Here is a 20,387-nt window from a genome sequence, read left to right as displayed (position 1 = left end):
GGGGGCCGGGAGGGGCGGCGTCCGGGCTCAGGCGCCGCCGGCCTCCAGCGTCACGTCGATCGGCGCGTAGTCGGCACCGCTCGTGTCCACTCCCTCGTCGGCGAGCTCCGCGAGCGCCTTCTCGACGTACTCGTTCGAGTAGGCGGTGGCAGGCGGGTCCGCGCTGATGATCGTCGCGCCCGTCTCGTTCTCCGTCTCCTTCGCGATGTCGACCGTCTGCTGCCACGCGGCCTCGTCGATCATCCCGACGCCGCTCGTCGAGGGCCAGATCAGCTTGTTGACCTCGTTGGTCATCCAGAGCTGGTGGCTGGTACCGAGGGTGGATCCGGCCGCGGTGACGATGTCGGCCGCCGCCTGCGGATCGTCCTTCGCGAAGATCCAGCCCTTGATCGAGGCCTTGATGAAGGCGACCGTCTGCTCGGCGTACGCGTCGTCGTCGGCGAGCCTGCCCGCGTCCGCCCAGATCGCGTCCTGGAGCATCGCGGTGCCCACGTCGTTCCAGCTGATGACGTTCAGATCGTCCGGCTGGTACAGCTCGCCTGTGGCGGGATTCACGGTCTCCAGGACCTGGGCGTACTCGTTGTAGGTCATCGCCTGGGCAGCGTCGATGTCGCCCGCGAGGAAGCCGTTCATGTCGAACTGCTGCTGCACCAGCGAGATGTCGTCGAGGGAGACGCCGTCCTTCTGCATGCCGGCGAACAGCTCCCACTCGTTGCCGTAGCCCCAGCTGCCCACGCTCTTCCCGGCGAGGTCGGCGGGCGAGGTGATCCCCTTGTCCTTGAAGGAGATCTGCGTGGTGGCGCTGCGCTCGAAGATCTGCGCGACGTCGGTGATCCCGGCCCCCTGCTCGATCGAGCCGAGGACCTTGGGCACCCAGGAGATCGCGTAGTCCGCGTCGCCCGAGGCGAGCACGTCCTGGGGGACGATGTCGCCACCTCCCTCGGCGATCGTCACGTCGAGGCCCTCGTCCTCGTAGTAGCCCTGGTCGAGCGCGGCGTAGTACCCGGCGAACTGCGCCTGGGCCACCCACTGCAGCTGCAGGGTGACCGGCGTGAGGCCGCCGGAGCCGGAGTCGGACCCCGGGTCGGAGCCGCCGGAGGCGCTGCAGCCGGTGAGCGCGAGGCCCACGGCCGCGAAGGCGGCGGTCGTCGTCAGGGTGATGCGGGTGCGTCTGGTCACGGGTCCTCCTGGTGCGGTCTGCGGGGTCGCCGGAGCGGCGCGCCCCGTGGTGCGGCGGTGCAGGTGGTGCTGTGGTGCAGGTGGTGCTGTGGTGCAGGTGGCGCTGATGATGCGGGCGGTGCGGATAGTGCGTCGGGTGGAGTCGGGAATCGGAAATCGGGAATCGGAAATCGGAAATCGGGGATCGGAAATCGGGAGGATCGAGGAGGGTGCGGGGACGCGCGGCGCCGCGCTCAGCGCAGCCGGCTGCGGCGCAGCGCGAACGCCTCGAGCGCGGCCGTCACGGAGTAGAACACGAGGCCGACGACCACGGCGCCCAGGACGTAGGCGTAGGCGAGCGTGTAGTCGCTGCCCGAGGCCGCAGTCGTGATCGACTTGCCGAGCCCGCCCACGGGTCCGCCGAAGTACTCGGCGACCAGCGCCGAGATCACCGCGAGCGAGGAGGCGATGCGGAGCCCCGTGAAGACGTAGGGCACTGCTCCCGGCAGCGTGATCGTGCGGGCGGTCTGCCAGGGGGTCGCCGCGTAGGCCTTCAGCAGGTCGCGGTGCACCGGAGCGGCCTGCCGCAGCCCGCGCAGCGTCGTCACGTACACCGGCACGAACACGGCGAGCGCCGCGACGAGCTGCCTCGCGGTCTCGGCGTTCGCTCCGAACATCGTGTAGAGCACCGGAGCGAGGGCGACGATCGGCACGACGGCGGCCGCGGCCACGATCGGCGCGACCAGTCCGTCGAAGACCCGCGCGAGCGCCGAGAGCCCGGCGACCACGACCGCCAGCACCGCGCCGACCAGCAGGCCGACCAGCGCGTTGCGGCCGGTCACCGCGCTGCCCTCGGCGACGGAGCCGAGGTTCGCGGCGAACTCCTGTCCGATCGCCAGCGGCGACGGGAGCACGAACGGCTGGATCGCCAGAGCGGTGACCCCGGCCTGCCAGAGCAGGACCGCGGCGATCCCGAGCACGAGCGGCGCGAGCACGCTGCGCGCCAGCGCCGTCGTGCTCACCGGTTCTCCACTCCGCGCGGCACGGCGGCGGGATCGCCGTGCAGCAGCTCGCGCACGGCGCTCACGTCGCGGAAGAACGCCGTGTCCTCCCTGACCGCCGCGTCGCGCTCGGATGCTCCGGGGAGTCCGACCGGGAGGACGTCGCGGATCCTTCCCGGCCGCGGCGACATCACCACGACGCGGTCCGAGAGGAACACCGCCTCCGGGATCGAGTGGGTGACGAAGACGACTGCGGCGCCGGTCTCGCGCCGGATCCGCAGCAGCTCCGTCTGCATCCGCTCGCGGGTCATCTCGTCGAGCGCCCCGAACGGCTCGTCCATGAGGAGCAGGCGCGGGCTCTCGGCGAGCGCCCGCGCGATGGCGACGCGCTGCTGCATCCCGCCGGAGAGCTGGTCCGGGTAGGAGTCGGCGAAGTCGCCGAGCCCGACCAGTGCCAGCAGCTCGTCGACGCGCGAGCGCCGGGCGGTCGCGGCGACGCCGTGCAGCTCCAGCGGCAGGGCGATGTTCGCCCGGATCGTGCGCCACGGCAGGAGCCCCGCCTGCTGGAACGCGATCCCGTAGTCCTGGTCGAGCCTCGCCTGCCGGGCCGTCTTGCCGAACACGGCGATCGAGCCGGAGTCCGGCTCGTCGAGGTCGGCGATCAGCCGCAGCAGCGTCGACTTTCCGCAGCCGGACGGGCCGATCAGCGAGACGAACTCCCCCGCGGCCACCTCGAGCGAGACGTCCTGGAGCGCCGTGACGCTCGCGGCGCGGGCGGTGGTGAAGGTCCTCGTGACCGAGTCGACGACGACCGCGGATCCTGCAGTGCTCATGCGGGCTGCTCCCCTCGGCGGTACGGACGGAGGAGGGTGCCGAGCAGGGCGACGGCGCCGGCGGCCGCGAGGCCCACCAGCACCGCCCCGAGGATCGGCGCCCAGGGCTTGGCGGGGTCGCCTCCGGCAGCGGAGGCGAACTCGATGATCATGCGGCCGATCCCGCCGCGCAGGCCGATCGAGACCTCGGCGACGATCGTGCCGACGACGGCGCTGACCGCTCCGAGCCGGAGGGCCGGCAGCAGGTAGGGCACGCTCGCCGGGAGCCTCAGTCGCACCAGCGTCTTCCACCAGCCGACGCCGTACACGTGCATCAGCTCGACCTGGTGGGCCGTCGGCGAGCCGAGCCCGCGGAGCGCCCCGATCGAGACGGGGAAGAACGCGAGGTAGGAGGCGATCAGTGCCACCGACATCCAGTTCTCCCAGGTCACCGGTCCGAGCTCGAGCTGCGACCCCCAGCGCCGCACCAGTGGGGCGATCGCGATCAGGGGCACCGTCTGGCTCAGCACGATCCAGGGCAGCACCGCCGACTCCGCCGTGCGGAACCGCTGCATCAGGAGAGCCAGGAGCAGTCCGACGACGGTGCCGACGACCCAGCCGACCGCGGCGATCCCGAGCGAGAAGGCACTCGCCCCCAGGACGGCCGACCAGAGCGCCGGGGCGTTCCGCGCTCCGGTGACCGGCTCGCCGAGCCGGGCCGCGATCTCCCAGAGGTGGGGCATCGCGATGGCGCTCGTGCGCGGGAGCACCGTGACTCCTCCGACGACCACCCCGGCCTCGGGCCCGAGCGCCTTCCAGCCCTCCCACACGAGCGCGAGCAGGAGGAGCCCGCCGGCGCCGAGCACGAGCCCGCGCGCGAGGGCCGGTCTCATGCGCGGGCCACGATGTGCTCGCGCAGCTCCGGGATGACCCGCTCGCCGTACACGCGCAGCGTCTCCTCCTTGTTGTCGTGCTGGAGGTATCCCGCGAACTGCGTCACGCCGATGTCGGCGAGCGCCCGGAGCTTCTCGATGTGCTCGTCCGCCGTGCCCAGCACGCAGAAGCGCTCCACGATCTCGTCTGGCACGAAGGCGGTGTGGCTGTTGCCCGCGCGGCCGTGCTCGTTGTAGTCGTAGCCCTCGCGCCCGGCGATGTAGTCCGTCAGCGCCTGCGGCACCGCTCCGGAGGCGCCGTAGCGGCCCACGATGTCGGCCACGTGGTTGCCGACCATCCCGCCGAACCAGCGGCACTGGTCGCGCATGTGCTCCCGGTCGGTGCCGATGTACATCGGCGCCGCGACGCAGAACTGCAGCGACTCGGGATCCCGGCCGGCGTTCGCCGCCGCCTCCTTGACGGCGCCGATCATCCAGCGCGCGATGTCCACGTCGGCCAGCTGCAGGATGAAGCCGTCGCCGACCTCGCCCGCGAGCTTCAGGGCGAGCGGGCCGTAGGCGGCCACCCACATCTCCAGGGACGAGCCCCGGCTCCACGGGAACTGCAGCGTCTGGCCGTTGTACTCGACCGGACGGCTGTTGGCGAGCTCGCGGATGACGTGGATCGACTCCCGCAGCGTCTTGAGCGTCGTCGGAGCTCCTCCGGTCACCCTCACCGCGGAGTCGCCGCGGCCGATCCCGCACACCGTGCGGTTCCCGTACATCTCGTTGAGCGTCGCGTGCAGCGAGGCGATGACCGTCCAGTCGCGCGTGGCGGGGTTGGTGACCATCGGGCCGACCGTGATCCGGTGCGTCCTCTCGAGGATCTGCGAGTAGATCACGTAGGGCTCCTGCCAGAGCAGGTGCGAGTCGAAGGTCCACGCGTAGTCGAAGCCGTGCGTCTCCGCGAGGACGGCGAGCGCGACGGTGCGCGAGGCGGGCGGGTTGGTCTGGAGGACGACTCCGAAGTCCATGGGGTTCCTTCTGCTCGATCAGGTGCTGGCTCGGATCGGGTGCCGGCTCAGATCAGGTACTGGCTCAGACCGCGCGGGACGTACGCACCGTCGCCCTTCGTGCCGACGTAGGAGCCGTCGTCGACGACGACCCTGCCGCGGGAGATCACCGTGTCGACGTGGCCGTCGACCTCGAAGCCCTCCCAGGCCGAGTAGTCCATGTTCATGTGGTGGCTGCGGCCCTCGCCGATCCCGATCGAGGTGTGCCCGCTCGGGTCGTACACGACGACGTCGCCGTCGGCGCCGGGCTGGATGACGCCCTTCCTCCCGTACATCCCGAACATCCGCGCCGGGGTGGTCGAGGTGAGCTCGACCCAGCGCGGCAGGGAGATCTGCCCCGACACCACGCCCTGGTACATCAGGTCCATCCGGTGCTCCACCGAGCCGATGCCGTTGGGGATCTTCGAGAAGTCGCCGATCCCCATGTCCTTCTGGCCCTTCATGCAGAAGGGGCAGTGATCGGTCGAGACCATCTGGATGTCGTTGGTCCGCAGCGACTGCCACATGTGGTGCTGATGCCCCTCCGCCTTCGAGCGCAGCGGCGTGGAGCACACCCACTTCGCGCCCTCGAAGCCCGGCGCGCCGAGCTGCTCCTCGAGCGAGAGGTAGAGGTACTGCGGGCAGGTCTCCCCGAAGACGTTCATCCCGCGGTCGCGGGCCTGCGCGATCTGCTCCACCGCCTGCTTCGCGGAGACGTGCACCACGTACAGCGGCGCGCCGGTGAGGTCGGCGATCATGATCGCGCGGTGCGTCGCCTCCTCCTCCGCCTGCCAGGGTCGAGAGGTGCCGTGGAAGTACGGCGCGGTGTTCCCGGCGGCGAGGGTCTGCTTCACCAGCTCGTCGATGAGGGCGCCGTTCTCGGCGTGCATCATCATCATCGCGCCGTTCTCCGCGCCCTTCTGGAACGCCCGGAGGATCTGCCCGTCGTCCGAGAGGAACACGCCCTTGTAGGCCATGAACAGCTTGAAGCTGGTCACCCCCTCGCGCATCAGCTCGTCCATCGCGACGAGCGAGGAGTCCTGCACGTCCGAGAGGATCTGGTGGAAGCCGTAGTCGATCGCGCAGTTGCCGGCCGCCTTCTCCTGCCACGCCTGGAAGCGGTCGACGACGCTCTCGCCCGGGTACTGCACCACGAAGTCGACGATCGACGTCGTGCCGCCCCAGGCCGCGGCGCGCGTGCCGGTCTCGAAGGTGTCCGAGGCGGAGGTGCCGCCGAACGGCATCTCCATGTGCGTGTGCGCGTCGATCCCGCCCGGGATGACGTACTTGCCGCTCGCGTCGATCACCCGGTCGACGCGGGCCGCCAGGTCGAAGCCCAGCAGCGTGGAGCCGGGGGCGAGGACGGCGGCGATGGTCTCGCCGTCGATCAGGACGTCTGCTGCTCCGGTGCCGGTCGCGTTGACGACCGTCCCGCCTTTGATGAGGGTCTTCATCGGTCTTCCCCGTCTCGGTCTGCGGTCACGGCTTCGGGATGCTGGTGTACGACTCCGGCCGGCGGTCCCGGTAGAACTGCCAGTCGTCGCGCATCTCCTGCACCATGTCCATCTCGAGGTCGCGGATCAGGATCTCCTCGGCCTCGCCCGAGCCCCGCTCGCCGACGAACTCCCCCCGCGGATCGATGATCTGGCTGGTGCCGTAGAAGTCGACCGCGAGGTCGCCGTACTCGTTGTCCTCCCGGCCGACGCGGTTGGGCTGCAGCACGAAGTAGCCGTTCGCCACCGCGGCCGCCGGGCCCTCGACCTCCCAGAGGCGGTTCGACAGGCCGGGCTTGGTGGCGTTGGGGTTGAAGACGAGGTGGGCGCCGTTCAGGCCCAGCTCCCGCCAGCCCTCCGGGAAGTGGCGGTCGTAGCAGATGTGGACGCCGACCTTGCCGACCGCGGTGTCGAAGACCGGGTAGCCGAGGTTCCCGGGCCGGAAGTAGAACTTCTCCCAGAAGCGGTCCAGGTGCGGGATGTGGTGCTTGCGGTACTTGCCGAGGATCGTCCCGTCGGCGTCGACCACGACCGCGGTGTTGTAGTAGACGCCGGTCTGCTCCTCCTCGTAGATCGGGAGAATCATCACCACGCCCAGCTCCTTCGCGAGGGCCGCGAAGCGCTGCACGATCGGCCCGTCGGCGGGCTCGGCGTAGCGGTAGTACTTCTTGTCCTGGGTGATGCCGAAGTACGGGCCGTAGAACAGCTCCTGGAAGCAGACGATCTGCGCGCCGTCGGCTGCGGCGTCCCGGGCCATCCGCTCGTGCTTGTCGAGCATCGACTCCTTGTCGCCGGTCCAGGTCGTCTGGGTGATCGCTGCGCGGACGATGGTCATCGGTACCTCCATGCTCGGGCGTCCCTGTCCGGCTCCGGTGTGCTCCGCCGGGCGGTGCGGAGCCGGGGACGTGGACCCACTGTGGTCCGCGCCGGGCCCGAAGGCAATGACGGACCGTCCGGCTCCGGGGACAGGGCTTCATCGTCGGGGTTCGACGTTTCCCCGGTGTTTCCGGCGCGGATCCGCAGCATTAAGGCTCGCCGGGGGAGGAATCCGTCGGTGCCGCTAGCGTGGGCGGATGCGCATCACGATCCTGGCCGGAGGCGTCGGCGGCGCCCGCTTCACCTCGGCGGTCCGCGAGCACCTCCGCGATCTCGAGGCCGCCGGCGGCGAGGCGAGCGAGATCACCGTCGTCGTCAACACCGGCGACGACATGTGGCTCACCGGCCTCAAGGTCTGCCCCGACCTCGACTCGATCACCTACGCGCTCGGCGGAGTGAACGACACGGAGCGCGGCTGGGGCCGGGCCGGCGAGAGCGAGCGGGTCTCGGCCGAGCTCACCGCCTTCGGCGTCGGCTGGCCGTGGTTCACCCTGGGCGACCTCGACCTCGGCACCCACATCGCCCGCAGCTCGATGCTGCGCGACGGCCTCACCCTCTCGGAGGCGACCGCCCGGATCACCGCCCGCTGGCCGCTGGGGGTCCGCCTGCTGCCGATGTCGGACCAGGACGTCGAGACCCACGTCGAGGTCGAGCTCCCCGGCGAGGGCGTGCGGCTCCTCCACTTCGAGGAGTGGTGGGTGCGGCTGCGCGCGTCCGCGCCCGCCCGCCGCTTCGTCCAGCAGGGGGTGGAGAGCGCTTGCCCCGCCCCGGGCGTTCTGGAGGCGATCGCCGACACCGACGCGGTGCTCGTCGCCCCCTCCAATCCCGTCGTCTCGATCGGCACGATCCTCGGCGTCCCCGGGATCGCGGACGCCCTCCGCCGGACCTCCGCACCCGTCGTGGGCGTCTCCCCCGTCATCGGAGGCGCGGTGGTGCGCGGCATGGCCGACGCCTGCCTCGCCGCGATCGGCGTCGAGACCTCCGCCGAGGCCGTCGGCCGGCACTACGGAGCCCGGAGCGGGGGCGGCCTCCTCGACGCCTGGCTCATCGGCGAGGAGGACGCGGACGCGGTCCCGGCGCTCGAGTCGGCGGGGCTCCGCGCCCGCTCCGTGCCGCTCTGGCTGACCGGCCGGGACGCCTCCGTGCGGCTCGCCGCCGACACTCTCGCCGCCGCGAGGGGCTGAGCGGAGCCTCCTCCCCGGGGCCGCGAACCGCGTGTCGCAGCGCGGATGCGGTCACGCCTCCCACGGGGCGCCCCGTTCCCTTGTACGGTCGGACGCGGACGAACTCCCCGATTCACCCCCGCATCGGATCCGGAGCCCCTCGGTCGCGCCCCCGACCGCGTCCTCACCACGTCTCCGAGCCCTGCGGAACCGCGTGCCGTCCAGTCAGGAGGACACCATGGAGCCCAGCTCGAGGATCAGCACCGAGCGGATCGAGCCCGACATCGTGGTGATCCGCCCCGTCGGCCGGCTCGACCTGTCCACGGCGTGGGAGCTCGAAGCGGTCCTCCAGCGCGCGCTCGAGGCGGGAGAGGTCCGCGTGGTCGTCGACCTGGCGGCGGTCGAGTTCCTCGACTCGTCCGGGCTCGGCGTCCTCGTCGCCGGACTCAAGGAGGCGCGGAAGGCGGGCGGCGAGCTGCGCGTGGCCGCCGCCGGCGAGCAGCCCGCCATGGTGCTCGGCCTGTCCAACCTCGACCGCCTGCTCGGGAGCGCCGAGACCGTCGAGGAGGCCTACCGTGCCTGAGCGCTCCTTCGTCGTGCGCACGCCGCCCGAGGACGGCGTCACCGCCGTCCACGAGGCGCTCGAGGAGCTGTGGCTCGAGGAGCCGGGCGTCGCGCCGGTCGACCGGATGTCGTTCGAGACCGCGCTGGTCGAGCTGACCTCGAACATCGTCCAGCACGCCCGGTCGTACCGGCACATCATCTGCCTGGTCGAGATCCGCGTCGACGCGACCGAGCTGCGCGCCTCGCTCAACGACTCCGCCCAGGAGGCGCCCGCCGAGGTCGCCGACCCCCGCGACATGCCGGACGAGTGGGACGAGGCAGGCCGCGGCATCCCCTTCATCCACGCCCTCGTCACCGAGTTCTCCTACCGCCGTGTCGACGGGCAGAACCTCTGGGCACTCGCCCGGATCCGCACGTGAGCGAGCCGACCGAGCGCGCCCGCCTCGCCGCGATCGCCGAGCTCGGGATCGGCCTGAGCACCCCCCAGGAGCGCTTCGACAGGATCACCCGCGTCGCCCGCCGACTCCTGCGCGTCCCCCTCGCCGAGATCAACATCCTCGAGGAGTCGACGCAGTTCACGAAGTCGCCCCAGCGCTCGGCGCGGGCGAGCAGGATGCTGCGCGCCGACTCGATGTGCGACGTCACGGTCCAGCAGGGCGACATCCTCGTCGTCGAGGACGCCACCACCGATCCGCGGTTCGCCGACCGCGGAGTCGTCACCGGATCCCCCCACGTGCGCTTCTACGCGGGCCGCCCGCTCGTCGTCGGGGACGGCCTCCGCGTCGGCACGATCTGCATCATCGACAGCGAGGCGCGCGGCTTCTCGGAGGAGGAGCGCGAGATCCTCGAGGACCTCGGCCGGTGGGCGGAGCGGGAGCTGCGGGAGATCGCCTTCTCCGGACGCGCGAGCGAGACGCAGGAGCGGCTCTGGCCCCCGCGCCTCGACCTCGGCGAGTGGAGCCTCGACTCGCTGACCACGCCGCTGCACGACGTCGCCGGCGACTACACGGCGTGGCGCCGCAGCGGGGACGACCTCTCCCTCGAGCTGGTCGACGTGATGGGCAAGGGGGTCTCGGCGGCGATCGTCGCCTCCGCGATCCGCTCCGCGTTCCAGGCGCGGCCGGAGCTCCCTCCCGCGGCAGCCGTCGAGGCCGTCAACCGCCAGCTCCTGCCCGACCTGACCGCGACCGGGATGTTCGCGACCGCGCTGATCGCCCGGGTCGACCTCGCGAGCGGCGCCGTCGCGTTCGTGGACAGCGGCCACGGCCTCACCCTCCTGCTGCGCGCCGACGGCACCACGGAGCGGCTCGCCTCCACCGGCGTCCCGCTCGGCATCGCCGCCGACGTCTCCTGGGAGGAGGAGCAGCGCGTGCTCGCCCCCGGCGACGCGCTCTTCTCCTGCAGCGACGGCCTGCTCGACGTCTTCGGCGGGCGCCTCGACGCGCTCGACCGTCTCGCCGAGCTGGTGCGGAGCAACGACGACCCCGCTCTCTTCGAGCGTCTGCATGCTCTCGCAGACGACGCGCACGACGATGTGACAGCGTTGGTGCTGCGGCGCTCCGCAGCGCCCGCCCCCTCCTGATCCTGATCGAAAGGACCTCCCCCATGCCTGGTGCACTCGTCCTCGCCGGCGGCGGCCTCGCCGGAATCGCCTGGGAGCTCGGCGTCCTCCGCGGCCTCGCAGACGCCTCCCCCGAGGCGGCCCGCCTCCTGCTCGATCCTTCGACGACCTTCATCGGCACCTCCGCGGGCTCCGCGGTCGCCGCGCAGCTGAGCACCGGCACCGGCCTCGACGAGTCGTACGAGGCCCAGCTCCAGGAGGAGTCCGCCGAGATCGGAGCGGACGTCGACGGTGAGCGCCTCCAGGCCCTCTTCGCCGCGGCCGTCGAGGGCGCGACCTCGCCCCAGGACGCGCGGCGCCGCATCGGCACCCTCGCGCTCGAGGCCGAGACGCTCCCCGAGGACACCCGCCGGGCCGTCATCTCGGCCCGCGTGGGCGACGCCGACTGGCCCGAGCAGCGCCTGCTCATCACCGCCGTCGACACGGCCACCGGCGAGCTGCGCGTGTTCGACCGCGAGAGCGGCGTCGGTCTCGTCGACGCGATCTCGGCCAGCTGCGCCGTCCCCGGGGTCTGGCCACCCGTCAGCATCGACGGCGTCCGCTACATGGACGGCGGCGTGCGCTCCGGCAGCAACGCCGACCTCGCCGCGGGAGCCGACTGGGTCCTGATCGTCACTCCGCTGCCGGGAGTCGGCACGCCCGGCGCGGGCCTGATCCCGACCGGCGAGCTCGACGCCCTCGCGGACTCGCGGGTCGAGGTGCTCTACGCCGACGAGGAGTCGGTGCGCGCCTTCGGCCCGAACTCGCTCGACCCGGCCGTCCGCGCCGCCTCCGCCCGCGCCGGACGTGCTCAGGGCGCCCGTCTCGCCTCGCGGATCGCCGCGCTGGTCGGCGCCGAGTAGCCGGTCTCAGCGCCGCACGCTGTAGCGCGTGAAGACCGTGCCGTCGGCGAAGCGGTGCTCCTCGCGCAGGTCGAGGCGCGCGTGGAACCCGCACGGGAGGAAGTGGGTCCCGCCGCCCACCGCCACCGGCACCGTGTAGACCTGCACCTCGTCGACGATTCCGGCCAGCAGCGCGTGCCGGGCGAGGGTCGGCCCGCCGATCGAGACGTCGTGGTCGGCGGCGCTGACCTGCGCGGCGACGACGACCGGGTCGAACCCTCCCTCGACGCGGGTGCGGCGGGTCTCGGCCAACTCCAGCGTGGTCGAGTACACGACCTTGTCGGCCGCCCGCCACATCTCCTGGAAGTCGCGGATGAACGCGAACTCCTCCGCGAGGGCCCAGGTCTGCTCCCACGCGCGCATGACCTCGTACATGCGCCGCCCGTACAGGTACGTGCGCACCCGCCCCTCGCGCTCCGTGATGAAGCGGTGCACGGCGGGTCGCGGCTCCGCCCAGGCGAATCCGCCGTCCGCGTCGTTCACGTAGCCGTCGAGCGACGCGATCGAGCTGTAGATGAGCGCGCCCACGTCGGCCTCTCTCCGCGGCCGGCTTCGGGACCGCCCACGGGCGCGACCGTAGGCCTCCCGCCTGCGTCCGGCAACGTCCGCCGGGTCCTCTGGCGCGGATCGACGGGTCGATGCCGCTCCCGCCGGCGCTCCCGGCGGTCGGCGCCCCCTCCCGGACCGCGTACCGTGGTCGTGCCGCAGGGAGCGGCCGTGAAGGGTTCGGGATGAAGATCAGCCAGCTGCGCCACTTCGTGGCGGTCGCCGAGGAGCTGCACTTCGTGCGCGCCGCCGAGCGCCTCGGCATCTCGCGGCAGAAGCTCGACTCCTCCGTCGCCGCCGTCGAGCTCGACCTCGGCAAGCCGCTCTTCGAGCCCGGTGCCGCCGCCACGACCCTCACCGCAGCCGGGCGGCAGCGCCTCGCCTCCGCCCGCGAGGAGCTCGCCGCGCTCGGCGACGAGCCGGAGGCGGCTCCGAAGTCGGGAGGCAAGGCCAAGGCCTCCAAGGGGACCGGGCGCGCCCCGATCGTCAAGGGCCAGCCGAAGCCCTACAAGCGCCGCCAGTCCCGCTGACGCGCAGCGTCCGATCGACGGAGGTGGTGGGCCCTACCGGGCTCGAACCGATGACATCCACGGTGTAAACGTGGCGCTCTACCAACTGAGCTAAAGGCCCCCGTCGCGGGCGCACCCGCGGACGAATCGACTCGATCCTACGGCAGGCGGAGCAGCCCCCTGCGGGCACTAGCCTCGGCACATGACCGCCGACAGCGACTCCCGGGCGAGGCGGCGCGCCGAGAGCCGCTGGCCCGCCTCCGCCGCGATCCTGGTGGCCGTCGCCCTGAACGTGGCCGGCCACAGCGCCGACACCTCAGTGGTCCGCCTCGTCGCCGCCGGCATCACGCTCGCGCTGCTCGTGCCGCTGTTCGTCGTCAACCCGCACCGGCTCGACAGCGAGACGCGCTGGTCGCGCGGGGTCTCCATCGCCCTGGCGGTCGTGCTCGCCGTGGCGAACCAGGTGAACGTGGTCGCCGTGGTGATCGACCTCGTCGACGGGACGGCCGACGGCCCGCCGCTGCTGCTCACCGCGCTCCAGGTCTGGGTCACCAACGTCGTCGCGTACGCGCTGCTGTTCTGGGAGCTCGACCGCGGCGGTCCGGTCGCCCGCGGAACGCTACCCCGCACCGAGCTGCCGGCGGCCGACTTCGCCTTCCCGCAGGACACCTACCGCGACACCGCGCCCGAGGTCGCCGCGACCTCCTCCGAGCGCGCCGACTGGCGGCCCGGATTCGTCGACTACCTCGCGGTCTCGACGACGAACACCATGGCGTTCAGCCCGACCGACACGATGCCGCTGTCGAGCCGGATGAAGCTCCTGATGATCGCCGAGGCGTTCACCGGATTCGTCCTGCTGGCCCTCGTGATCTCCCGGGCCGTCAACATCCTCAGCTGACGACCGGGGCGGTCCGCCTCCGGAGGGTCAGACGTGCGCGGGGGCGAGCGCGTCGATCGCGGCGCGGTAGGCGTCGATGGAGCGCGGCTCGCCCGGGGCGGTCATGAACGTGTCCCGGATGACGCCGGCCTTGTCGATCAGGAAGGTCGCGCGGGTCGCGTAGCCCTTCGCCTCGGTGAACACGCCGTACTGCTTGGCGACGTCGCCGTGCGGCCAGAAGTCGGAGAGGAGCGTGAAGTCGTAGCCCTGCTTCTCGCCCCAGGCGCGAAGCGTGTGCTTGGAGTCGACCGAGATGCCGATCAGCTCCACGTCGGCGTGCTCGAAGAGGGAGAGGTTCTCGCGCAGCGCGCAGAACTCGCCCGTGCAGGTGCCGGAGAAGGCGAGGGGGAAGAACACCAGGGCGACGTTGCGTCGCCCGTGGAAGTCGCCCAGCTGGATGCGCTCGCCGTACTGGTTCGCGAGTTCGAAGTCGGGAGCCAGGGTCAGCTTCTCGAGAGCCATCGGTCCGATGTCCTTCCGTGCGCACGAGAGTCGCGCGAGCACGAGGGGCAATGCTAGACCCGCTCCGCGCAGACTCCAAGGAACATCCCGTCTCCCCCGATCACGGGCCGGTCGACGCGTCCCGTCTGGCGCTCTCCTACAGTCGTCGGCGCTCATTCCTCGTGGATCACCACAGTGCGATTCCAGGTTCGGGGCACGGGAATCGCTAGGCTGACGGAGGTGCCCGCGCGCGGCTCGTCATCCGAGCCCCGGATCCGCGGATCCGCACCGCTTCATGAGAATGATGTCTCGGGCACGATCTGCCCCCAGAGAGAGGTCGAGGGTGACTGTTAACGATCAGGACCCGTATTCCGTCGGTCACGTGGACTCGGACCCCGAGGAAACGTCGGAGTGGAACGAGTCGCTCGATGCGCTCGTCGAGGAGCGGGGCCGGGGTCGCGGGCGCGACGTCATGCTCAGCCTCCTCAAGCGCTCCAAGGAGCTCCACCTCGGCGTGCCGATGGTGCCCACCACGGACTACATCAACACCATCGCGCCCGAGAACGAGCCCGACTTCCCGGGCGACGAGGACGTCGAGCGCCGCTACCGCGCGTGGATCCGCTGGAACGCGGCCATCCTCGTGCACCGCGCGCAGCGTCCCGGCATCGGGGTCGGCGGCCACATCTCGACGTACGCGTCGAGCGCCTCGCTGTACGAGGTCGGCTTCAACCACTTCTTCCGCGGTCAGGACCACCCGGGCGGCGGCGACCAGGTCTTCATCCAGGGCCACGCCTCCCCCGGCCCGTACGCGCGCGCCTTCCTCGAGGGACGCCTGAGCGAGCACCAGCTCGACGGATTCCGCCAGGAGAAGTCGCATCAGGGCGGCGGGCTCTCCAGCTACCCCCACCCGCGGCTCATGCCGGAGTTCTGGCAGTTCCCGACCGTGTCGATGGGCCTCGGCCCGATCAACGCGATCTACCAGGCGCAGGCGAACAAGTACCTCACCAACCGCGGCATCAAGGACGCTTCCGACCAGCAGGTCTGGGCGTTCCTCGGCGACGGCGAGATGGACGAGGTCGAGTCGCGCGGTCAGCTCCAGGTCGCCGCGAACGACGGCCTCGACAACCTGAACTTCATCGTCAACTGCAACCTCCAGCGCCTCGACGGACCCGTCCGCGGCAACGGCAAGATCGTGCAGGAGCTCGAGTCGTACTTCCGCGGCGCGGGCTGGAACGTCATCAAGCTCATCTGGGGCCGCGAGTGGGACGACCTGCTCGCCCGCGACACCGAGGGCGCGCTGCTCGACCTGATGAACAAGACGCCCGACGGCGACTTCCAGACCTACAAGACGGAGGACGGCGCCTACGTCCGCGAGAACTTCTTCGGCCGCGACCCGCGCGCCAAGAAGCTCGTCGAGGGCTACTCCGACGAGCAGATCTGGGGCCTGCGCCGAGGCGGCCACGACTACCGCAAGATCTACGCGGCCATGAAGGCCGCGACGGAGCACAAGGGCCAGCCCACCGTCATCCTCGCCCACACCATCAAGGGCTACGGTCTCGGCCGCAGCTTCGAGGGCCGCAACGCGACCCACCAGATGAAGAAGATGACGCTGGACAACCTCAAGTCGTTCCGCGACACCATGCGCATCCCGATCACGGACGCGCAGCTCGAGGAGAACCCCTACCTCCCGCCGTACTACCACCCCGGTCAGAACGACGAGGCGATCGAGTACCTGCAGGAGCGCCGCCGCGCGCTCGGCGGTTACCTCCCCGAGCGCCGCTCGAAGTACACGCAGCTGAACCTCCCCGAGGACTCGGCCTACGCGGTCGGCAAGAAGGGCTCCGGGACGCAGGAGATCGCCACCACCATGGCGTTCGTCCGCATCCTGAAGGACATCCTCCGCTCGAAGGACTTCGGCAACCGCGTCGTCCCGATCATCCCGGACGAGGCGCGCACCTTCGGCATGGACGCGTTCTTCCCGAACGCGAAGATCTACAACCCGCGCGGCCAGCACTACACGTCGGTCGACCGCGAGCTCCTCCTGGCCTACAAGGAGAGCCCGCAGGGCCAGATCCTCCACGTCGGCATCAACGAGGCGGGCGCCCTCGCGGCGTTCACCGCGATCGGCACCTCGTACTCGACGCAGGGCGAGCCGCTCATCCCGGTCTACGTCTTCTACTCGATGTTCGGGTTCCAGCGCACGGGCGACGCGATCTGGGCGGCCGGCGACATGATGTCGCGCGGCTTCATGATCGGCGCCACCGCAGGACGCACCACGCTGACCGGCGAGGGCCTCCAGCACGCGGACGGGCACTCCCCGATCCTCGCGGCGACCAACCCCGCCGTCGTGAGCTACGACCCGGCCTACGGGTACGAGATCGCGCACATCGTGCAGTCCGGTCTCGAGCGCATGTACGGCGGGAAGCACACCGACCCGAACGTCATGTACTACATCACGGTCTACAACGAGCCGATCGTGCAGCCGAAGGAGCCGGAGGACGTCGACGTCGAGGGCATCGTCCGCGGCATCCACCGCATCTCCTGGGGCCAGTGGGACGGGCCGAAGGCCCAGCTCCTCGCCTCGGGCGTCGCGGTGCCGTGGGCGATCGAGGCGCAGAAGCTCCTCGCCGAGGACTGGGGCGTCTCGGCGGACGTCTGGTCGGTCACCTCGTGGAACGAGCTGCGCCGCGACGGCATCAAGGCCGAGCAGCACAACTTCCTCCACCCCGAGGACGCCGAGCAGGTGCCGTACGTGACGCAGAAGCTGGCCGACGCGAAGGGTCCCTTCGTCGCCGTCTCGGACTTCTCGCACCAGGTCCCCGACCAGCTGCGCCAGTTCATCCCGGGCGACTTCGCGACGCTCGGCGCGGACGACTTCGGCTTCTCGGACACCCGTGCGGCGGCGCGGCGCTACTTCCAGATCGACGGCCCCTCGGTCGTCGTGCGGACCCTGCAGCTGCTCGCCAAGCGCGGCGAGGTCGACCCCTCGCTCGCCGTCCAGGCGATCGAGAAGTACCGCCTCCTCGACGTCAACGCCGGCACCACCGGCAACGCGGGCGGCGAGAGCTGACGGACGAGTCCGTGCTCTCGCAGGAACCCGCACCGTCGAGTGCGCGGGGTCCTGCTCCTGCGGCGGAGCGTCCGGCCACCCGGCCGGGCGCTCCCCGCACGAAGGAGCAGACCCTCGCCTGGCTGCGCACCCTCGCCGGTGAGCTCTCGACGCAGACGATCAAGCGCCTCGAGGACACGCTGCCCTGGTACGGCAGCATGCCCCCCGGTCGGCGCTCGGCGGTCGGCCTCGTCGCCCAGGCCGGCATCACCTCGTTCATCTCGTGGTTCGACGACCCGTCGGCCACGCCGTGGATCGCGGCGGACGTGTTCGGAGCCGCTCCCCGCGAGCTGCTGCGCTCCGTCTCGCTGACGCAGACGCTGCAGCTGATCAAGGTGACGGTCGAGGTCGTCGAGGACCGGATCAAGAACGGCGGGGAGGACCTCCGCGAGGCGATCCTCCTCTACTCGCGCGAGATCGCCTTCGCCGCGGCCGACGTCTACGCGCGCGCCGCCGAGGCCCGAGGCCTCTGGGACGCGCGCCTGGAGGCGCTGGTCGTCGACTCGATCCTCACGGGCGAGGCCGACGACGAGCTGCCCAGCCGGATCGCCGCCCTCGGCTGGCACGGCCACGGCGAGGTCGCCGTCCTGGTGGGCACCGCCCCCAAGATGCTCGACGTCGACCAGCTGCGCCGCACGGCGCGGCACATGGACGCCGACGTGCTGATCGGCGTGCAGGGCAGCCGGCTCGTCCTGGTCATCGGCCGCGCCGAGCCGAGCGAGAACGCCACGGAGGAGACCGGCCCGCCGGTCGCGTTCCTCGAGATCGCGGAGGCGCTCGAGCCCGGCTTCGGGACGGGCCACCTCGTCCTCGGCCACGAGGTGCCGACCCTGGTCGAGGCGTCCCGCAGCGCCCGCGCGGCCCTCGCCGGCTTCGCGGTCGCCCGCTCCTGGCGGAACGCGCCGCGACCGGTCAACGCCGACGACCTCCTTCCCGAGCGCGCCCTCGCCGGTGACCCGCTCGCCCGCCAGAGCCTCATCACGCAGATCTACCGGCCCCTGCAGAAGCACTCGACCGAGCTTCTGACCACGCTGTGGGCCTACCTCGACAACGGCCGCTCCCTCGAGGCGACCGCTCGCGAGCTGTTCGTGCACCCGAACACGGTGCGGTACCGCCTCAAGCGGGTCGCCGAGGTGATCGGCTGGGACGCGACGGGCGCCCGCGAGGCGCTCATCCTCCAGTCCGCCCTCATCCTCGGCTCCATGAGCGACCCGGACGGCGCCGTCCGCCGGAAGCCGTCCCGCCGCTGAGGCCGTCTGCTCGCCGAACCCCTCCCGCCCCTGAACACTTGTAGACCCGCGACAAGCTCTTTGTGGTTTGTCAGTGGCTCCACGCGCCGCACGTGCGAGCGCAGATCGGAAGACTGGATACCGTGATCGTCGTCGTCGCCCCGGGTCAGGGCTCCCAGACCCCCGGATTCCTCGCCCCCTGGCTCGAGATCCCCTCCGTGGCCGAGCAGGTCGCCGCGCACTCGGAGGCGGTCGGCATCGACCTCGCCGCGCACGGCACCGTCTCGGACGCGGACACCATCCGCGACACCGCGGTCGCCCAGCCCCTGATCGTCTCCGCGGGACTCGTGAGCCTCGCCGCCCTCCTCGAGGGCGGACGGCGCGAGCGCATCGCGGGCATCGCCGGACACTCCGTCGGCGAGATCACCGCGGCTGCCGGAGCCGGGGTCCTCACCGAGGCCGACGCGCTGGTGTTCGTCCGCGAGCGCGCCCGTGCCATGGCCGCTGCGGCCGCCGCCGAGCCGACCGCGATGAGCGCGGTCCTCGGCGGCGACGAGCAGGCCCTGATCGCCCGTCTCGACGAGCTCGGCCTCGAGCCGGCCAACTACAACGGCGGCGGTCAGATCGTCGTCGCCGGCGCGGTCGACGCGCTCGAGGCCCTCAAGGCGGAGCCGCTCCGCGGGACACGCGTGATCCCCCTGCAGGTGGCCGGCGCCTTCCACACCCGCTACATGGCGCCCGCCCGCGACTCCCTCGCCGGCGTCGCCGCCGGGCTGACCCCCTCCGACCCGACGCTCCGGCTCTGGACGAACCGCGACGGGTCGGTCGTCGACTCCGGTGCCGCGTTCCTCGAGCTGCTCGTCGGCCAGGTCGCGTCCCCCGTCCGCTGGGACCTCTGCATGGCGGCCTTCGCCGACGCGGGCGTCACCGGGATCATCGAGCTGGCACCCGCCGGCGCGCTGGTCGGCCTCGCCAAGCGCGGCCTCAAGGGCGTGCCGAGCATCGCCATCACGACCCCCGACGACGTGGACGCCGCCCGCGCCTTCCTCGACGAGCACGCCGCCTAGCAGGAGAGACCCCATGACGACCCCTTCCCTCACCCAGTCCAGCGGCAGCGCGTACACCCGGATCCTCGGCATCGGCGCGGCACGCGGCGACCTCGTCGTTCCGAACGACGACCTGATCGAGCCGATCAACTCCTCCGACGAGTGGATCCGCCAGCGCACCGGCATCATCGAGCGCCGCAGGGCCTCCGCCGACATCCACGCGGTCGACCTCGCGACCACCGCCTCCCTCGAGGCGATCGAGAAGGCGGGCATCCGCCCGGACCAGATCGGCGTCGTGCTCGTCTCCACGATCAGCAACACCGTGCAGACCCCGTCGCTGGCCGCGCTCCTCGCGGACCGCATCGGCGCGAACCCCGCCCCGGCGTACGACATCTCGGCCGCCTGCGCCGGCTACACCTACGGCATCGCCCAGGCCGACTCCTTCATCCGCTCCGGCCTGGCCGAGTACGTGCTCGTCGTCGGAGCCGAGAAGCTGTCCGAGCTGGTCAAGTCGACCGACCGCAGCATCTCCTTCCTCCTCGGCGACGGCGCGGGCGCCGCGGTCGTCGGCCCCAGCGACACCGCCGGCATCTCGAAGACCGTGTGGGGATCCGACGGCTCCAAGTGGGACACCGTCGGCATGGACAACCCGCTCGCGGCCTACCGCGACGGCACCGCCGAATGGCCCACCCTCCGCCAGGACGGCCCGTCGGTCTTCCGCTGGGCGGTCTGGGAGATGGCCAAGGTCGCCAAGCAGGCGCTCGCGGAGGCGGGCGTCCAGCCCGAGGACCTCGCCGCGTTCATCCCCCACCAGGCGAACATGCGCATCATCGACGAGCTCGCGAAGCAGCTGAAGCTCCCCGAGACCGTCGCTATCGGCCGCGACATCGAGACCACCGGCAACACCTCCGCCGCGTCGATCCCGCTCGCCACCCACCGCCTGCTCGAGGAGCACCCGGAGCTGCACGGCGGACTCGCGCTGCAGATCGGCTTCGGCGCCGGACTCGTGTTCGGCGCGCAGGTCGTGGTGCTCCCGTGACCGGCGCGACCCCACCCCTAAACTGACCTACGGTCACT

At 71.5% G+C, this 20,387-nt stretch carries 20 protein-coding genes and 1 tRNA gene; 11 read left to right on the top strand and 10 right to left on the bottom strand.

The window, feature by feature from the left end; all coding sequences use genetic code 11:
- Positions 1-27: 27 nt before the first annotated feature.
- The 7 genes from C5C59_RS10935 to C5C59_RS10905 form a co-directional block, all read right to left on the bottom strand.
- A complete protein-coding gene (locus C5C59_RS10935) occupies positions 28-1,179 on the bottom strand; it encodes an ABC transporter substrate-binding protein (RefSeq protein WP_258062721.1) in 1,152 nt (383 codons plus the stop codon).
- A 233-nt stretch (positions 1,180-1,412) separates the two neighbouring features.
- Positions 1,413-2,180, bottom strand: a complete 768-nt coding sequence (locus C5C59_RS10930) for an ABC transporter permease (RefSeq protein ID WP_104238193.1) — start codon at positions 2,178-2,180, stop codon at positions 1,413-1,415.
- Positions 2,177-2,992, bottom strand: coding sequence for an ABC transporter ATP-binding protein (locus C5C59_RS10925; RefSeq protein ID WP_104234205.1), 816 nt, complete (start codon positions 2,990-2,992; stop codon positions 2,177-2,179). Before C5C59_RS10925 ends, C5C59_RS10930 begins: the two co-directional genes overlap by 4 nt.
- Complete coding sequence (locus tag C5C59_RS10920; protein ID WP_104223479.1) at positions 2,989-3,864, bottom strand: ABC transporter permease; 876 nt, start codon at positions 3,862-3,864, stop codon at positions 2,989-2,991. The genes C5C59_RS10925 and C5C59_RS10920 overlap by 4 nt, the downstream gene beginning before the upstream one ends.
- Positions 3,861-4,877 carry a TIGR03842 family LLM class F420-dependent oxidoreductase gene (locus C5C59_RS10915; RefSeq protein WP_104238194.1) on the bottom strand — a complete coding sequence of 339 codons (1,017 nt, stop codon included), beginning with the start codon at positions 4,875-4,877 and terminating at the stop codon, positions 3,861-3,863. Before C5C59_RS10915 ends, C5C59_RS10920 begins: the two co-directional genes overlap by 4 nt.
- Positions 4,878-4,924: 47 nt before the next feature.
- A complete protein-coding gene (gene hydA / locus C5C59_RS10910; protein WP_104238195.1) occupies positions 4,925-6,349 on the bottom strand; it encodes a dihydropyrimidinase in 1,425 nt (474 codons plus the stop codon).
- A gap of 25 nt (positions 6,350-6,374) precedes the next feature.
- On the bottom strand, positions 6,375-7,223 hold the full coding sequence (locus tag C5C59_RS10905) for a nitrilase-related carbon-nitrogen hydrolase (RefSeq protein WP_104238196.1): 849 nt from the start codon (positions 7,221-7,223) through the stop codon (positions 6,375-6,377).
- A gap of 238 nt (positions 7,224-7,461) precedes the next feature.
- Here C5C59_RS10905 and cofD point away from each other — a divergent pair, with 238 nt between their 5' ends.
- The 5 genes from cofD (at position 7,462) to C5C59_RS10880 (ending at position 11,454) form a co-directional block, all read left to right on the top strand.
- Positions 7,462-8,448, top strand: coding sequence for a 2-phospho-L-lactate transferase (cofD, locus tag C5C59_RS10900; RefSeq protein ID WP_104238197.1), 987 nt, complete (start codon positions 7,462-7,464; stop codon positions 8,446-8,448).
- 217 nt (positions 8,449-8,665) lie between these two features.
- Positions 8,666-9,010, top strand: coding sequence for an STAS domain-containing protein (locus C5C59_RS10895; RefSeq protein ID WP_104223474.1), 345 nt, complete (start codon positions 8,666-8,668; stop codon positions 9,008-9,010).
- On the top strand, positions 9,003-9,410 hold the full coding sequence (locus C5C59_RS10890; protein ID WP_104238198.1) for an ATP-binding protein: 408 nt from the start codon (positions 9,003-9,005) through the stop codon (positions 9,408-9,410). Before C5C59_RS10895 ends, C5C59_RS10890 begins: the two co-directional genes overlap by 8 nt.
- On the top strand, positions 9,407-10,573 hold the full coding sequence (locus C5C59_RS10885; protein ID WP_181134884.1) for a PP2C family protein-serine/threonine phosphatase: 1,167 nt from the start codon (positions 9,407-9,409) through the stop codon (positions 10,571-10,573). Before C5C59_RS10890 ends, C5C59_RS10885 begins: the two co-directional genes overlap by 4 nt.
- A 23-nt stretch (positions 10,574-10,596) precedes the next feature.
- A complete protein-coding gene (locus C5C59_RS10880; RefSeq protein WP_104238200.1) occupies positions 10,597-11,454 on the top strand; it encodes a patatin-like phospholipase family protein in 858 nt (285 codons plus the stop codon).
- A gap of 6 nt (positions 11,455-11,460) precedes the next feature.
- Here C5C59_RS10880 and C5C59_RS10875 read toward each other — a convergent pair whose 3' ends face one another.
- Positions 11,461-12,021 carry a dihydrofolate reductase family protein gene (locus C5C59_RS10875; protein WP_104238201.1) on the bottom strand — a complete coding sequence of 187 codons (561 nt, stop codon included), beginning with the start codon at positions 12,019-12,021 and terminating at the stop codon, positions 11,461-11,463.
- A 203-nt stretch (positions 12,022-12,224) separates the two neighbouring features.
- Between C5C59_RS10875 and C5C59_RS10870 the strand changes: the two genes are divergently transcribed.
- Entirely contained in the window at positions 12,225-12,569 is a 345-nt protein-coding gene (locus tag C5C59_RS10870) for a LysR family transcriptional regulator (RefSeq protein ID WP_104223469.1), read from the top strand.
- A gap of 24 nt (positions 12,570-12,593) precedes the next feature.
- On the opposite strand, the gene C5C59_RS10865 is transcribed toward C5C59_RS10870, so the two are convergent.
- Positions 12,594-12,669, bottom strand: a tRNA-Val gene (locus tag C5C59_RS10865).
- Between the two features lie 81 nt (positions 12,670-12,750).
- Between C5C59_RS10865 and C5C59_RS10860 the strand changes: the two genes are divergently transcribed.
- Positions 12,751-13,446: a hypothetical protein gene (locus C5C59_RS10860; RefSeq protein ID WP_104238202.1), complete on the top strand. Its 696-nt coding sequence runs from the start codon at positions 12,751-12,753 to the stop codon at positions 13,444-13,446.
- 27 nt (positions 13,447-13,473) lie between these two features.
- Here C5C59_RS10860 and C5C59_RS10855 read toward each other — a convergent pair whose 3' ends face one another.
- Positions 13,474-13,947 carry a peroxiredoxin gene (locus C5C59_RS10855; protein WP_104238203.1) on the bottom strand — a complete coding sequence of 158 codons (474 nt, stop codon included), beginning with the start codon at positions 13,945-13,947 and terminating at the stop codon, positions 13,474-13,476.
- A gap of 322 nt (positions 13,948-14,269) precedes the next feature.
- On the opposite strand from C5C59_RS10855, the gene aceE reads away from it, so the two are divergent.
- From aceE to C5C59_RS10835, 4 genes are all read left to right on the top strand, one after another.
- A complete protein-coding gene (aceE, locus tag C5C59_RS10850; RefSeq protein WP_104238204.1) occupies positions 14,270-16,996 on the top strand; it encodes a pyruvate dehydrogenase (acetyl-transferring), homodimeric type in 2,727 nt (908 codons plus the stop codon).
- Between the two features lie 122 nt (positions 16,997-17,118).
- A complete protein-coding gene (locus tag C5C59_RS10845; protein ID WP_181027189.1) occupies positions 17,119-18,285 on the top strand; it encodes a CdaR family transcriptional regulator in 1,167 nt (388 codons plus the stop codon).
- Between the two features lie 122 nt (positions 18,286-18,407).
- Positions 18,408-19,331: an ACP S-malonyltransferase gene (locus C5C59_RS10840; RefSeq protein WP_104226672.1), complete on the top strand. Its 924-nt coding sequence runs from the start codon at positions 18,408-18,410 to the stop codon at positions 19,329-19,331.
- 13 nt (positions 19,332-19,344) lie between these two features.
- A complete protein-coding gene (locus C5C59_RS10835; protein ID WP_104223464.1) occupies positions 19,345-20,349 on the top strand; it encodes a beta-ketoacyl-ACP synthase III in 1,005 nt (334 codons plus the stop codon).
- Positions 20,350-20,387 lie beyond the last annotated feature (38 nt).

It is taken from the genome of Rathayibacter sp. AY1F4 (assembly GCF_002931775.1).
Lineage (GTDB): Bacteria > Actinomycetota > Actinomycetes > Actinomycetales > Microbacteriaceae > Rathayibacter.
The sequence above is the reverse complement of the archived record's forward strand: the minus strand, read 5'-3'. Positions and strand labels throughout refer to the sequence as shown.

Excerpts from the sequence above, each read along its gene's own strand:
- C5C59_RS10925 (WP_104234205.1), bottom strand. The coding sequence starts at position 2,992 with ATGAGCACTGCAGGATCCGCGGTCGTCGTCGACTCGGTCACGAGGACC.
- C5C59_RS10920 (WP_104223479.1), bottom strand. The coding sequence starts at position 3,864 with ATGAGACCGGCCCTCGCGCGCGGGCTCGTGCTCGGCGCCGGCGGGCTC.
- C5C59_RS10915 (WP_104238194.1), bottom strand. The coding sequence starts at position 4,877 with ATGGACTTCGGAGTCGTCCTCCAGACCAACCCGCCCGCCTCGCGCACC.
- hydA (WP_104238195.1), bottom strand. The coding sequence starts at position 6,349 with ATGAAGACCCTCATCAAAGGCGGGACGGTCGTCAACGCGACCGGCACC.
- C5C59_RS10905 (WP_104238196.1), bottom strand. The coding sequence starts at position 7,223 with ATGACCATCGTCCGCGCAGCGATCACCCAGACGACCTGGACCGGCGAC.
- cofD (WP_104238197.1), top strand. The coding sequence starts at position 7,462 with ATGCGCATCACGATCCTGGCCGGAGGCGTCGGCGGCGCCCGCTTCACC.
- C5C59_RS10895 (WP_104223474.1), top strand. The coding sequence starts at position 8,666 with ATGGAGCCCAGCTCGAGGATCAGCACCGAGCGGATCGAGCCCGACATC.
- C5C59_RS10880 (WP_104238200.1), top strand. The coding sequence starts at position 10,597 with ATGCCTGGTGCACTCGTCCTCGCCGGCGGCGGCCTCGCCGGAATCGCC.
- C5C59_RS10870 (WP_104223469.1), top strand. The coding sequence starts at position 12,225 with ATGAAGATCAGCCAGCTGCGCCACTTCGTGGCGGTCGCCGAGGAGCTG.
- C5C59_RS10860 (WP_104238202.1), top strand. The coding sequence starts at position 12,751 with ATGACCGCCGACAGCGACTCCCGGGCGAGGCGGCGCGCCGAGAGCCGC.
- C5C59_RS10855 (WP_104238203.1), bottom strand. The coding sequence starts at position 13,947 with ATGGCTCTCGAGAAGCTGACCCTGGCTCCCGACTTCGAACTCGCGAAC.
- C5C59_RS10835 (WP_104223464.1), top strand. The coding sequence starts at position 19,345 with ATGACGACCCCTTCCCTCACCCAGTCCAGCGGCAGCGCGTACACCCGG.